This is a genomic window from Faecalimonas nexilis (genome assembly GCF_059731825.1).
Genome location: NZ_AP029189.1, coordinates 1896273 through 1910974, shown reverse-complemented (window position 1 = coordinate 1910974; position 14702 = coordinate 1896273). Strand labels below are relative to the sequence as shown.

15 protein-coding genes are annotated in these 14702 nt (G+C 42.2%); 14 read left to right on the top strand and 1 reads right to left on the bottom strand.

The window, feature by feature from the left end:
• The first annotated feature begins 64 nt into the window (after positions 1–64).
• The 9 genes from AC6I5B_RS09645 to AC6I5B_RS09605 all read left to right on the top strand — a co-directional run bounded on the left by AC6I5B_RS09645 (position 65) and on the right by AC6I5B_RS09605 (position 8828).
• Positions 65–1168: an aldo/keto reductase gene (locus AC6I5B_RS09645; RefSeq protein WP_144166957.1), complete on the top strand. Its 1104-nt coding sequence runs from the start codon at positions 65–67 to the stop codon at positions 1166–1168.
• Positions 1169–1185: 17 nt separating this feature from the next.
• On the top strand, positions 1186–1731 hold the full coding sequence (locus AC6I5B_RS09640) for an ECF transporter S component (RefSeq protein ID WP_118208443.1): 546 nt from the start codon (positions 1186–1188) through the stop codon (positions 1729–1731).
• A complete protein-coding gene (locus AC6I5B_RS09635) occupies positions 1721–2173 on the top strand; it encodes a DUF1893 domain-containing protein (protein ID WP_022250079.1) in 453 nt (150 codons plus the stop codon). Before AC6I5B_RS09640 ends, AC6I5B_RS09635 begins: the two co-directional genes overlap by 11 nt.
• Before the next feature lie 41 nt (positions 2174–2214).
• Entirely contained in the window at positions 2215–4833 is a 2619-nt protein-coding gene (polA, locus tag AC6I5B_RS09630; protein ID WP_004612485.1) for a DNA polymerase I, read from the top strand.
• The gene (coaE, locus tag AC6I5B_RS09625; RefSeq protein WP_004612486.1) at positions 4833–5435 is read left to right on the top strand and encodes a dephospho-CoA kinase; all 603 of its coding nucleotides are present in this window, start codon (positions 4833–4835) and stop codon (positions 5433–5435) included. Before polA ends, coaE begins: the two co-directional genes overlap by 1 nt.
• The gene (locus AC6I5B_RS09620) at positions 5432–6229 is read left to right on the top strand and encodes an MBL fold metallo-hydrolase (protein ID WP_004612487.1); all 798 of its coding nucleotides are present in this window, start codon (positions 5432–5434) and stop codon (positions 6227–6229) included. Before coaE ends, AC6I5B_RS09620 begins: the two co-directional genes overlap by 4 nt.
• Positions 6230–6245: 16 nt before the next feature.
• Complete coding sequence (locus tag AC6I5B_RS09615) at positions 6246–6518, top strand: ACT domain-containing protein (RefSeq protein WP_004612488.1); 273 nt, start codon at positions 6246–6248, stop codon at positions 6516–6518.
• A 68-nt stretch (positions 6519–6586) separates the two neighbouring features.
• Positions 6587–7951 (top strand): PFL family protein, encoded by a 1365-nt coding sequence (locus AC6I5B_RS09610; protein WP_144166956.1) that lies wholly within the window; start codon positions 6587–6589, stop codon positions 7949–7951.
• A gap of 19 nt (positions 7952–7970) precedes the next feature.
• Positions 7971–8828, top strand: a complete 858-nt coding sequence (locus AC6I5B_RS09605) for a DegV family protein (RefSeq protein WP_144166955.1) — start codon at positions 7971–7973, stop codon at positions 8826–8828.
• A gap of 26 nt (positions 8829–8854) precedes the next feature.
• Here the strand turns inward: AC6I5B_RS09605 and AC6I5B_RS09600 are convergent, their stop codons facing one another.
• On the bottom strand, positions 8855–10081 hold the full coding sequence (locus tag AC6I5B_RS09600) for a nucleotidyltransferase (protein ID WP_144166954.1): 1227 nt from the start codon (positions 10079–10081) through the stop codon (positions 8855–8857).
• 144 nt (positions 10082–10225) lie between these two features.
• Here AC6I5B_RS09600 and mgtE point away from each other — a divergent pair, with 144 nt between their 5' ends.
• The 5 genes from mgtE to rpmF all read left to right on the top strand — a co-directional run bounded on the left by mgtE (position 10226) and on the right by rpmF (position 14702).
• Positions 10226–11557, top strand: coding sequence for a magnesium transporter (gene mgtE / locus AC6I5B_RS09595; protein WP_004612494.1), 1332 nt, complete (start codon positions 10226–10228; stop codon positions 11555–11557).
• Positions 11558–11705: 148 nt separating this feature from the next.
• Positions 11706–12701 carry a phosphate acetyltransferase gene (pta, locus tag AC6I5B_RS09590; RefSeq protein WP_497773288.1) on the top strand — a complete coding sequence of 332 codons (996 nt, stop codon included), beginning with the start codon at positions 11706–11708 and terminating at the stop codon, positions 12699–12701.
• A 22-nt stretch (positions 12702–12723) separates the two neighbouring features.
• The gene (locus AC6I5B_RS09585; protein WP_004612496.1) at positions 12724–13914 is read left to right on the top strand and encodes an acetate kinase; all 1191 of its coding nucleotides are present in this window, start codon (positions 12724–12726) and stop codon (positions 13912–13914) included.
• Positions 13915–13991: 77 nt separating this feature from the next.
• The gene (locus AC6I5B_RS09580) at positions 13992–14519 is read left to right on the top strand and encodes a YceD family protein (RefSeq protein WP_004612497.1); all 528 of its coding nucleotides are present in this window, start codon (positions 13992–13994) and stop codon (positions 14517–14519) included.
• A 3-nt stretch (positions 14520–14522) separates the two neighbouring features.
• Positions 14523–14702 (top strand): 50S ribosomal protein L32, encoded by a 180-nt coding sequence (gene rpmF, locus AC6I5B_RS09575; protein WP_004612498.1) that lies wholly within the window; start codon positions 14523–14525, stop codon positions 14700–14702.

Sequence of the window (14702 nt, the reverse complement as noted above, 5' to 3'; positions counted from 1 at the left end):
CCTAAGCAGAAAATCGTTTATAATAGAAAAGATAAGAGAATTTGGAAGAACGGGAGGAGAAAACATGTATTATAAACAATATGGAAATACTGATATGAAAGTGTCTGCAATCGGACTTGGAACGATGCGCTATGATGAGGAAGATATCGCTGCGGGAAGACTGGAAAAATGTGCGGAGATTCCGTTGTATGCATTTGAGAAAGGCATTAACTACTGGGATACCGCACCATTTTATTGTGATGATAAAAGTGAGATTGTGACGGGAATCGCACTCTCTCAGGTGAAAAGAAGTGATGTTTATGTGACATCTAAGACAAATTTTAATACGATTGGTCAGAACCCTACGAGAGATGATTTCCGCAGAAGACTGGAGATGTCGTTGCAACGCCTTCAGACAGACTACATTGATTTTTATCATATGTGGTGTATGTTGAATCTGGAATCCTGGGAGAGACATATGGAAGTGATCTACCGATTTTTTGAGGAGGCAAAGGCCGAAGGACTGATTCGAAATATTGTTTTTTCTTCTCATATGGAGGGAAATGATATTGAGAAAGTGGTAGAGACCGGAAAATTCAAAGGGATGCTGATTGGATATAATGCATTGAATTATCGATTCCGCCAGAGTGGAATTGAGGCGGCGCATGCAAAAGGAATGGGGGTTGTCATGATGAATCCGCTTGGCGGTGGAATGATTCCGCAGAATCCGGAGGCATTTTCGTATCTGACAGAAAGAACTGATCTGACTGTACCGCAGGCAGCGCTTCGGTTCGTGGCATCCCATAAAGAAATTACGATTACACTTGCCGGATGCACAACAAAAGCACATGTGGATGATGCAGTAAAAGCGGTAGAAAACTTAGAGGAACGTCCGGCAAAAGAGATCGTAAAATTGTATGAGGACAAGGGAGTTGCACTGAACAATCTCTGCACAGGATGTGCTTACTGCAAAGGCTGTCCGAAGGAAATTGAGATTCCTAAGTTTATGGATGCTTATAACCAGCAGATTTTGACAGGAAAGGAGACAGCTGCAAAAGAACGTCTGAACAATCACTGGGGACTCGATGCAAAGAAGGCAGCCGAATGTATCGCATGTGGGAAATGTGAGCGCGCATGTACACAGCATCTGCCAATCATTGAACGATTGAAAGAGATTGCATTAAAATAAAGACAAAAGGAAGAAGAATGATGATAGAAGAGAGAACAAAAGCGAATGTCAGAGTGTTGAAACTGGCGTATGGCGGACTGCTTGTGGCACTTGGAATTTTGCTGCCGCAGGCGTTCCATATTTTCGGACAGAATGCAGGGATGATTTTTTTACCGATACAGATTCCGGTACTGTTTGCAGGGATGTTGCTTGGACCGTATTATGGAGGACTGATCGGAATTCTGGTACCTCTTTTCAGTTCTGTACTGACAGGGATGCCACCGGTGCCGAAGGTCTATTTTATGTTTGTGGAGTTGATGGCATACGGGATTGTGATCGGATGGATGATTAAGAAAACAAACGTATATGCAAGTCTCCTTACGGCAATGATTTTAGGGAGAGCGGCGTATGGTATTTCTTTAGTCGTGGGAGCGCAGCTTTTGCATATACAGGCGCCCTTTCTAAATCGGGCGGCATTTTTATCGGGGATTATCTCCGGTGTACCGGGAATGCTGATTCAGATTGTGATTCTTCCGGTATTGTACCTGACGTTAAAGCGAGGAGGTCTGACATTTGAACGATAGATTAGAACAGGCGGTGGCACTTTTAAAAGAAAAGCAAGTGAGCTGTGTCATATGGATAGAGGGAAAGGAACCGATTCTTTCGGATGAAATCGGGATTAAACCGCTGATGAAAGAACTTCGAAAAGAAAGACATGCCTTTGAGCACGGCGTGATCGCGGATAAGGTTATAGGAAAAGCGGCGGCGCTTATGGCTATTTTAGGTGGTGCAAAGGCAGTTTACGGGCAGGTTTTAAGTGAAAGTGCAGAAAAAATCCTACAGATATATGGGATTGAATACGCTTATGAAGAAAAGGTGCCCTACATTGAAAACCGCACAAAAACGGGACAATGTCCATTGGAAGAGTCGGTGGTTTCTGTGGATGATCCAGAAAAAGCATTTGAAGTGTTGGAGGAAACGATTGCAGGACTGATGAGAAAGGACTTCCAAAGACCGGCGAAATAGTGTATAGTATTGCTTAGTATGTAACAGACAGGAGAGACGAAATGAGTGAAAAAATCGTTTTAATCGATGGACATAGTATTTTAAATCGGGCATTTTACGGGGTTCCGGATCTGACGAATTCCGAGGGGCTTCACACGAATGCAGTGTATGGTTTTTTGAATATTATGTTCAAGATTTTAGAGGAAGAAAAACCAGAGTATCTGACAGTGGCGTTTGACGTGCATGCGCCGACATTCCGGCATGAGATGTTCGCGGAGTATAAAGGAACCAGAAAACCAATGGCGGATGAGCTGCGTCAGCAGGTTCCGGTTATCAAAGAAGTGCTGCAGGCAATGGGAGTCAAGACGATTGAAAAAGCGGGTTTGGAAGCCGATGATTTACTTGGAACGCTTGCAAAAAGATGTGAGGAGATGGGCATGGAAGTGTCTGTGATCTCAGGAGACCGCGACCTTTTGCAGCTTGCGACAGAGCATGTAAAGATTCGAATTCCAAAGACGAAGCAGGGGAAGACAGAGATTGAAGATTATTATGCGGCAGATGTCAAAGCACGTTACCAGGTCACTCCGGAAGAGTTTATTGATTTAAAAGCGCTGATGGGAGATACGTCGGATAATATTCCGGGTGTCCCAAGTATCGGAGAAAAAACTGCGACAAAGATTATTACAGAATATGGTTCAATTGAGAATGCATACGCACATGTGACAGAGCTAAAACCACCTCGTGCAAGCAAAGCACTTTCCGAGCATTACGATCTTGCACAGATGAGTAAGGTGCTGGCAACGATTCATGTGAATGCAGATTTCGAGTATGAGATTGCGGATGCAAAGCTTGGAGATCTTTACACGGAGGAAGCATATGTGTATTTTCAGCGTTTGCAGTTTAAAAACCTGTTGTCTCGTTTTGAGGTGACAGCGCCGGCAAATCGTATCGAAGATGCCTTTCGGGTTGTTACAGATCAAAATGAGGCGAAGAAGATATTTGAAACGGCAAAGAAACAAACGTGTGTCGGTGTTTCTTTTTATAAGGATACGAAGAATGTGCTGCCGTTGTTTGTGAATGAGGCAGGGCTTACCGGAGTCGGGCTTGCCTTTGGGAAAGAAGATATCTATGTGTTTACAACAGAACAGGGAATGGAGATTTCCGAGCTGCTAGAACAGGTGGAAACGCTTTCAAAAGAGGTAGATGTGCTTGCAATCGCCGATGTAAAGAATGCGATGCAGTATATTCCGAATGTGAATCAATCTGTTTGTTTTGATACGATTGTTGCGGCATATCTGTTGAATCCATTGAAGAACGACTATGAGTCTGCAGACATTGCAAGAGAATATCTGGATATATTAATTGATGACAACCAGATTGATGAGGCGCAGAAAAGCTGTTATGAGGCGTATACGGCATATGAATCCAGCAAGATTTTACGTGATAGACTCAAAGAGACAGAAATGGAGCAGCTTTTTGATGAGATTGAGATGCCACTTGTATTTACACTCTATGACATGGAACAAAATGGTGTAAAAGTGGCTGCAGAGGCACTTCATATCTACGGAGAGCAATTAGGCCAAAAGATTGTAGATTTGGAAAAAGACATTTACGAACTGACCGGAGAGACGTTTAATATCAATTCGCCAAAGCAGCTCGGCGTGATTCTGTTTGAAAAGCTTGGACTGCCACATGGTAAAAAGACAAAGACAGGATATTCGACTTCTGCGGATATTTTGGACAAACTGGCGCCGGAGTATCCGGTCGTATCCAAGATTTTGGAATATCGCCAGCTTACAAAGTTGAAATCCACCTATGCAGATGGACTTGCGGGATATATTAAAGATGACGGACGAATTCATGGAAAATTCAATCAGACGATCACGGCGACAGGACGAATCAGCAGTACAGAGCCGAATTTACAGAATATACCGGTTCGCATGGAATTGGGACGTCTGATCCGAAAAGTATTTATTCCGGAAGACGGTTATGTGTTTGTGGATGCGGACTACTCGCAGATTGAACTTCGCATATTGGCACATTGTTCCGGCGATGAGCAGCTGATCAACGCCTACAAAGAGGCGAGAGATATTCACAGAATTACCGCCTCTCAGGTGTTCCATACGCCGTTTGAGGAAGTAACTGATCTTCAGAGAAGAAATGCCAAGGCGGTCAATTTTGGAATTGTATATGGAATCAGTTCGTTTGGATTGAGTCAGGATTTGAGCATCACAAAAAAAGAGGCAGCTCAGTATATCGAAAGTTATTTTGAGACATATCCGAGCATCAAGGGATTTTTGGACGATGCGGTAGAACATGCAAAAGAAAACGGATATGTGACAACGGTGTTTGGCAGACGAAGACCGGTACCGGAGTTATCTTCCAGCAATTTTATGCAGCGCTCGTTCGGGGAACGTGTCGCTATGAATGCTCCGATTCAGGGGACAGCAGCGGATATTATGAAGATTGCCATGAATGGTGTAAACAGAAGACTGAAAGAAAACAATATGAGATCAAAACTGGTATTGCAGGTGCATGATGAACTTCTGATCGAGGCATATGAGGAAGAGTTGGAAGATGTAAAGGAGATTCTTTCCCATGAGATGGTGAATGCGGCAAAACTTCATGTGCCATTGGAAGTGGATATGCATACCGGAAAGAACTGGTACGAGGCAAAATAATGAGAATTATTGGAATTACAGGAGGAGTGGGATCTGGAAAAAGTCAGGTCCTCTCCTTTATGAAAGAACGATATGGCGCTGTTATCTGTCAGGCAGATCAAGTGGCATGGAAATTGCAGGAGCCGGGAAGTGTGTGCTATGAAAAAATCGTCGCACATTTTGGAACAGATATTTTGCGGACAGATAGGACGATTAACCGAGAAATTCTAGGCGGAATCGTCTTTGGAAATGCTGAAGAAATGGCAGTGCTAAATGGCATTGTGCATCCAGAAGTGAAAGCACATATCAAAGAAAAGATAGCGACAGAAAAAAACATGGGCACGTCATGTTTTGTGTTGGAAGCGGCGCTTTTATTGGAAGATCACTATGATGAAATCTGTCATGAACTCTGGTATATTTATACGGAAGAGTCCGTTCGGCGAATTCGCCTGAAAGAATCCAGAGGATACAGTGACGAAAAAATATCAGCGATGATAGCCTCGCAGATGCCGGAAAATGTGTTCCGACAGAAGTGTCAGGTTGTGATCAACAACAGTAACTCGTTTGAGATGACACAAAGAGAGATTGAAAAAGCAATGAACAGGCAGGAGAAGAGAAAATGAGATTATGCAGCATAGCCAGCGGCAGCAGTGGAAACTGTATTTACGCAGGAAGTGATAAGACACATTTGCTGATCGATACAGGAATCAGCAAAAAGAGGATTGAGGAAGGGCTACATGAGATTGGAATCAAAGGGGAAGAACTTGGAGGTATTTTGATTACCCATGAACATTCAGACCATATTCAGGGGCTCGGAGTGTTCAGCCGGAAATACGAAATTCCGATTTATGCGACGAGAGGAACTATAGAGGGAATCAAGGCATATAAAGGAATCGGGAAAATGCCGGAAGGTCTCCTGAAAGAAGTCACAGTGGATCAGATGTTTTCCATTGGAAATCTTGATATCAGACCGTTTGCAATCTCGCATGATGCGAATGAACCATCCGGATTTCGAATTGAACATGACGGAAAATCATTGGCCGTTGCGACAGATCTTGGCATTTATGATGCGTATACAGTCGAGAATTTAAAAGGGCTGGATGCGATATTGCTTGAGGCAAACCATGATGTACATATGCTGGAAGTGGGAGCATACCCGTATTATTTAAAACAACGTGTGCTTGGAAATCGTGGACATTTATCGAATGAATTGTCAGGACGCCTGCTTTGTGATATACTACATGACAATATGAAATATATCATGCTCGGGCACTTAAGTAAGGAAAATAATTATGAAGAGCTTGCCTATGAGACCGTGAAGCTGGAAGTGACAATGGGTGACAATCCATACAGAGGAGAAGATATTCCTCTTATGGTTGCAAATAGAGATACTATTTCAAATATATTACAGATTTAATCACAGGAGGTAGAAGATGAAGAAGAGCATTATAACAGTTGTAGGAAAAGATACCGTAGGAATTACAGCAAAGGTGTGTACATACCTTGCAGAGAACAATATTAATATTTTAGATATTTCCCAGACAATCGTTCAGGGATATTTCAATATGATGATGATCGTGGATATGAATGAGGCGAAAGAGGAATTCAGAGAAGTTTCTGAGGAACTGAATAAAATCGGTGAAGAAATCGGTGTTACTATCCGTTGCCAGAGATCTGAGATTTTTGAAAAAATGCACAGACTGTAAAACAGCCAATTCGAGCTTTCATGGCTGAACTGTTACTAATTTTTAGAAGAGAAAGGCGAAAGAAGACGATGATTAATATTTATGAAGTAACCGAGACGAATCAGATGATTGCAGAGGAAAATTTAGATGTGCGTACGATTACGCTTGGTATCAGCCTGATGGACTGTATCGATTCTGATCTGCAAAAACTGAATGAAAATATTTATAACAAGATTACGACAATGGCAAAAAATCTCGTATCGACAGGGGACGAGATTGAGCATGAATTTGGTATCCCGATTGTAAACAAACGTATTTCTATCACACCGATCTCCCTGATCGGTGCAGCTGCCTGCAAGTCACCGGAAGATTTTGTTACAATTGCAAAAACGCTTGACAGGGCTGCAAAAGAAGTGGGTGTGAATTTTATCGGCGGTTATTCTGCTTTGGTGTCAAAAGGAATGACAAAGAGTGAGGAAAATCTGATCCGTTCCATTCCGGAGGCACTTTCTGTGACAGAGCGTATCTGCAGCTCTGTGAATGTAGGTTCTACGAAGACAGGAATCAATATGGACGCAGTCAGACTCTGTGGAGAGATTGTAAAAGAGACAGCAGAAGCGACAAAAGAGAATGACTCGCTGGGATGTGCAAAGCTCGTGATTTTCTGTAATGCGCCGGATGATAATCCGTTCATGGCAGGTGCATTTTTGGGAGTGACAGAGGCAGATGCAGTGATCAATGTAGGAGTCAGTGGACCGGGTGTTGTGAAACATGCAATCGAACAAGTGCGTGGAGAAGGATTTGAAGTGCTCTGCGAGACGATTAAAAAGACGGCGTTTAAGGTAACTCGTGTCGGACAGCTTGTCGCAGGCGAAGCATCCAAACGTCTTGGAATTCCATTTGGTATTATTGATTTGTCACTTGCTCCGACTCCTGCAGTGGGAGACAGCGTAGCTGAGATTTTAGAAGAGATTGGTTTAGAGAGAGTTGGAGCTCCGGGTACGACAGCGGCACTTGCCATGTTGAATGATCAGGTGAAAAAAGGCGGTGTCATGGCATCTTCTTATGTGGGAGGACTAAGTGGTGCATTTATTCCGGTCAGCGAGGATCAGAGAATGATTGATGCTGTGAATGCCGGTTCGCTGACACTTGAAAAATTAGAAGCGATGACTTGCGTATGTTCGGTAGGACTTGATATGATTGCGATTCCAGGAAAGACAAAGGCGACAACAATCTCAGGAATCATAGCAGATGAGATGGCAATCGGTATGGTGAATCAAAAGACAACAGCAGTGAGAGTGATTCCGGTCATTGGAAAAGATGTTGGAGAAGTAGCTGAATTTGGTGGTCTGCTCGGCTATGCACCGATTATGCCGGTGAATGAATTTGACTGCAGTGATTTTGTGAATCGTAACGGTAGAATTCCAGCTCCGATTCACAGCTTTAAGAATTAGAAAGAGAGTAAAAAGCAATATGGGAAAGATAGCGGTAGTAACAGACAGCAATAGTGGAATTACACAGGAAAAAGGAAAAGAACTGGGTGTTCATGTTATTCCGATGCCGTTTTATATTGATGGCGAATTGTTTTTGGAGGATATCACGCTGACACAGGAAGCGTTTTATGAAAAGCTTGCCAGTGACTGTGAGATCAGCACTTCTCAGCCAGCTCCGGGAGAAGTGATGGAATTTTGGGACAAACTGTTGAAAGAATATGATGAGATTGTGCATATTCCGATGTCAAGTGGGCTAAGCAGCACCTGCGAGACGGCGATTATGCTGTCAAAGGACTATGACGGCAAAGTAGAAGTGGTAAATAACCAGAGAATTTCCGTGACGCAAAAGACTTCTGTGCTAGATGCTGTGAGACTGGCAAAAGCAGGGAAAAGTGCACTGGAGATTAAAGAGAGTCTGGAAGCTGAGAAGCTGGAAGCCAGTATCTATATTACTGTTGACACTTTAAAATATCTGAAAAAGGGCGGGCGAATCACACCGGCTGCGGCTGCGATCGGAACAGTGCTCAATCTAAAGCCGGTGCTTCAGATCCAGGGGGAAAAGCTGGATGCATTTGCCAAAGTAAGAGGTTGGAAGCAGGCGAAAAAGACGATGCTGGATGCGATAGAAAAAGATCTGCTGCATCGTTTTGGCGGTAAAAAGATGTCCTTGCTTGCCGCTTACACATGCAGCGCCGAGGAAGCGAAAAGCTGGAAAGAAGAATTGGAGGATCGTTTCCCGAATTATACAATTGATATGGATCCGTTATCACTGAGCGTGGCGTGCCACATCGGACCGGGAGCACTGGCGGTAGCGTGTGCAAAAGAAGTAGACTTATAGAAACATAGATATGAGCAGCAGATGTACTAGATACGTACAATCTGCTGCTCATATTCGTTTTGAAATGGTGTATCGAATTTTTCTGTAATGACAGATTCGTATAGATCTGCTGCAAATAAGTCAGCATTAAGCATCTTCTGTCCAGGTAAAGAGAGGGTATCTTTCGCGGTGAGTTTAGTCAGGAGTGGAACGTCTGCACATTTTTTGATCTCTGACAAAACAGCAGCACTTTCTTTTCGGAATCCTAATATACGAAAGTAAAAAGGAGCTTTGGCGGTACACAAAGAAAAATCATCCTTTTGAATCTGCAGCAGAATGTGCATGAGTGCTCTGCTGACCCTTGCGTAAGTCGATTCTTTTGTATTCAGAAGATGACAGAATTGCTCAAAACTGCGAAATTGACTGCGACATCGGATAATCCGATTGGCAAGCTCGACAGAGACATCGAGATATTGCGTGAGTGTGTCAGCAGTCTCACTTAACAGACGGTATTTCAGCAATAGAGAAAAATCATTTAAAAATACAGGAAAACGAACCTGATAATTTTCTTTTAAAAGAGTAAGGGCGGAATCAGGAACATGTCCGGAAAGAGATTCCAGTTCTTTTGTTGTTGACACTGTCTTTCGGATGGCTGAGGCAGAGCTGTATATTTTGTGAAGATCTGTCTCATGGTAACCAGAACCGATTCGTGAGATTGCAAATGGCTGAATTGAGCTGTTTAATCTAGAGAGCGCCTTTAAGTACTCAATCCCTAAAATATTGTTTGGCTGTTTTAAAATAGAAGCAATCCCTTCTTCTTTCGTGAAATCCTGAAAGGCTTTTTGACGTGCAAGCGGGAAACGATAGCCATCCCTAAGATAGGACTGAAGACTATGCTTATATGCGTCTGGTTCCTCCGCCATAATATCTGCCGCTTTTTGCAAAAGTGTAAGGTCTCCACATTCACTTCCAAAACAGATGCTGTCCACGCAGCGGAGGGCATGAAGGAGTGAGACAGCACCGTATGCAAAATATTCGGCACTGGCACAGGCATAAAAAACCGGCAACTCAATGACCAAATCTGCGCCTGATTTTAAAGCCATCTCTGCGCGAAGATGCTTTGGCAGCAGTGCAGGAGCACCACGCTGTACAAAGTTTCCACTCATAACGACAACCACTTTGTCTGCTTTTGTCAATTTTTTTGCTTTTTCAATATGGTACTGATGTCCATTGTGAAATGGATTATATTCTGTAATTAACCCTGTGATTTTCATAAAAAATTCCTCACAATCAGATTTTGTAGGTGTATTATACTATACAATCAAAAAAATCGCAAAATATTCTGTTATTTTATTTGACAAAAAGAATGAAAAAAGGTTAAACTAAAAATAGCGTTTGGAGACGGGAGGTAATTATTGATGAATGAAGAGCAGATTTTAGAGATGCTTGAAAACAGAGAATATAAGGAATTAAAAATAGAATTAGAGAAAATGTATCCCGTCGACTTGGCTGAGTTGCTGGAAGAATTTGACGAGAAACAGCGAATCATCGTATTTCGTCTTTTGTCAAAAGAATCTGCGGCAGATACCTTTACGTATCTTAACAGTGACATGCGAGAAGTGCTTATCAACGCTTTGACAGATTCGGAGATCAAAGAAGTGATGGACGAGATGTATCTGGATGATACGGTCGATGTGCTGGAAGAGATGCCCGCGAATGTGGTCGACAGACTTTTGATGGTGACAGATGAGGAGACACGTAAACAGATTAATGAGCTTTTGCAGTATCCGGAGGATAGTGCGGGAAGTATCATGAATGTGGAGTATATTGCTCTCCGAAAAGAGATGACAGTCGCAGATGCGATATTAAAGATTCGTCAGGTTGGAATCAACCGTGAGACAATCTACACATGCTATGTGACGGAAAAGCGAAAACTGATTGGTGTTGTCGATGTGAAAGATCTGCTGACAACCGGTGAGAATCGTCTGATTGAAGAGATTATGGAGACGAACATGCTCTATGTCAATACACATGATGATCAGGAAGAGGTGGCAAGTCTGATCAATAAATACGGTCTGATCGCAATTCCGGTTGTGGATTATGAGATGTGTATGGTCGGTATTGTAACGGTAGACGATGCCATGGCAGTCTTGCAGGAAGAGGCGACTGAAGATATGAGCATGATGGCCGGTATTGCGCCAAGTGAGGACTCTTACTTTGGGACATCCGTTTGGAAGCATGTCAGGAACCGTTTCCCGTGGCTTTTATTTCTGATGTTGTCAGCAACAATGACAGGTCTTTTACTGGGACATTATGAAGGAGCGCTGGCAGTGATGCCGATTTTAAATACATTTGTTCCAATGCTTACCGGAACCGGCGGAAACTGTGGTTCGCAGAGTTCGACGTTGATCATCCGTGGTCTTGCTGTCGACGAGATTGAGTTTGGCGATATTTTTAAAGTGTTGTTTAAAGAAATTCGGATTGCTTTATTAGCTGGATTTTTACTTGCGATTGTGAATGGAATTCGTATTGTTTTAATGTACAAAGATACAATGCTTGCATTTGCAGTAGGACTCACTTTGATGTGCACCGTAATCTTATCAAAAACAATCGGATGTTCGCTTCCGCTAATTGCGAAAAAATGCGGTCTTGACCCGGCGATTATGGCAGCCCCTCTGATCACAACACTTGTGGATACGGGAACAATTTTTGTATACTTTACGATTGTGACGAGAATTTTTCATATATAATGACAGCAGGCAGTTATCCAGTGTGATAACTGCCTGTCTTTGTATTGTACTTAAAAAGAGACATGAAACCCTCTTGTATACAAAATACGTTTGCGTTATAATACAAATATGTGAGAAAAATGGAAAGATGGAAAGGAGTCTTTAAATCATGGGATTTATTGATGTAATTAAAGAAAAAGCGAAAGCAGACAAAAAAACAATTGTACTTCCGGAGACAGAAGACAAGAGAACTTACGAAGCAGCAGAGGCAGTGCTCAAAGAAGGTACAGCTAATCTTGTTCTCGTGGGAAGCAAAGAAGAGATTGAGAAAAACGGAGCGGGATTTGATATCAGCGGAGCAACGATTGTTGATCCGGCAACATATGAAAAAACAGAAGCATATATTGCAAAATTGGTAGAATTGAGACAGAAAAAAGGAATGACAAAAGAGCAGGCAAGAGAATTGCTGCTTACAAACTATCTGTACTATGGGGTTATGATGGTGAAAATGGGAGATGCTGACGGTATGGTATCCGGAGCGTGTCATTCAACAGCAGATACATTGAGACCATGCTTACAGATCTTAAAAACAAAGCCTGGAACAAAATTAGTATCCGCATTTTTCGTAATGGTAGTACCGGATTGTGATATGGGAGCAAACGGAACATTTATCTTTGGTGATTCAGGGTTAGAGCAGAATCCGGATCCGGAAAAATTAGCTGCAATTGCGCTTTCTTCAGCGGAATCATTCAAATTGTTGGTTGGGGAAGAGCCAAAAGTTGCTATGCTTTCTCATTCTACAAAGGGAAGTGCAAAACATGCAGACGTTGACAAAGTGGTAGAGGCTACACGTCTTGCAAAAGAGATGGCACCGGAACTTCAGTTGGACGGAGAACTTCAGCTAGATGCTGCAATCGTTCCGGAAATCGGAGAATCAAAAGCTCCTGGAAGCAAGGTTGCAGGACATGCTAACGTACTGATCTTCCCTGACTTGGATGCAGGAAATATCGGATACAAATTAGTACAGAGACTTGGAAAGGCGGAAGCGTACGGACCTTTGACACAGGGAATTGCAAAACCGGTTAACGATTTGTCACGTGGATGCAGTGCTGCTGATATCGAAGGTGTAGTAGCAATCACAGCTGTTCAGGCGCAGGCTCAATAATAAAAGTACGGAGGAAAGAAACATGAATGTTTTAGTAATCAATTGTGGAAGTTCATCTTTGAAATTCCAATTAATTAATTCAGATACAGAAGCAGTTTTGGCAAAAGGACTTTGCGAGAGAATCGGAATTGACGGAAGTCTTACTTATCAACCGGCAGGCGGAGAAAAGAAAACAGAAGATAAGGCAATGCCTACACACACAGAGGCAATTCAGTTCGTGATCGATGCATTGACAGATGCGGACAGAGGTGTTGTGAGAAGCCTCGATGAAATCGGTGCTGTTGGACATCGTGTTGTACATGGTGGAGAGAAATTTGCAAGTTCAGCAGTGATCACAGATGAGATGATCAAAGCAGTAGAAGAGTGCAATGACCTTGCACCACTTCACAATCCTGCAAACTTGATCGGTATTCGTGCATGTCAGGAATTGATGCCTGGAACACCTATGGTTGCAGTTTTCGATACTGCATTCCACCAGACAATGCCTGAAAAAGCATATATGTATGGACTTCCATACGAATACTATGAAAAATACAAAGTAAGACGCTACGGTTTCCATGGGACAAGCCACAGCTTTGTTTCAAAAAGAACAGCAGAATTGTTAGACAGACCTTACGAAGAAACAAAGACAATTGTCTGCCACTTAGGAAACGGCGCAAGTATCTGCGCAGTAGAAAATGGAAAATCTGTAGATACTTCTATGGGACTTACTCCATTGGAAGGACTTGTAATGGGAACACGTTCGGGAGATATCGATCCGGCAATTTTAGAGTTCATTGCGAAGAAAGAAGATCTTGATATTGACGGACTGATGACAATGTTAAATAAAAAATCAGGTGTATATGGTCTTTCCAACAACTTGTCAAGCGACTTCAGAGATTTGACAGCCGGAGCAGCACAAGGAAATAAACCGGCTCAGATCGCCTTAGATGTATTCTGCTATCGTGTGGCAAAATATGTAGGAAGCTATGTCGCAGCAATGAATGGTGTAGATGCAATTGCATTTACGGCAGGTATCGGTGAGAATGTATGCATCGTAAGAGAAAAAGTATGTGCTTACTTAGGATACTTAGGAGTAGAACTTAATAAAGAAGCAAATGCAAAGCAAGGAGAAGAAGTTACAATCTCTACACCAGATTCAAAAGTAAAAGTCATGGTTGTTCCTACAAATGAAGAACTTGCCATTGCACGTGAGACAGTTGCTTTAGTGTAAATAGAATTTTCTGATAAAAGTGTTGACAAATATCATTTACATGCTATAATAGTTTAGGTATGAATAGGAGTAACAATATGTTAATAAACCTATCAGACGTATTGTCTGAACATCACAAGACAATTGATAAGACTACTTCGGTAGAGATGACAGAATTTCATTCAGAATTAGGACGTTTTCCGGTTCTTGAGAAAGAGGATGTTCACATTGTTGTAAAACACGTGAAGAATCGCGAACTTATGATTACCGGAGAGGGAAGACTGGTGCTGGAGATTCCGTGTGACCGTTGCTTAGAAGCGGTTCCAACAGAATTTATTTTGGAATTTACGAAGAATGTAGACTTAGATGAGTCGAGTGAAGAACAGGCAATGGAATTAGATGAAAAAAATTATATTGACGGATATAATCTTGACGTAGACAAATTACTCTATAATGAGATTTTGATAGGATGGCCGATGAAAATTCTGTGTCGCGAAGACTGTAAAGGAATTTGCAACATGTGTGGTCAAAACCTAAATAAGGGAACTTGTGACTGTGAAGATACAAGCCTTGACCCTAGAATGTCAGTTATCCGCGATGTTTTTAAGAATTTTAAGGAGGTGTAATCTATGTCAATCTGTCCAAAGAATAAATCTTCTAAAGCTAGAAGAGATAAAAGAAGAGCAAACTGGAAAATGAGCGCTCCAAATTTAGTGAAATGCAGCAAATGTGGAGAATTAATGATGCCACACAGAGTATGCAAAGCTTGCGGATCTTACAACAAAAAAGAGATTGTTAGCGTTGACTAA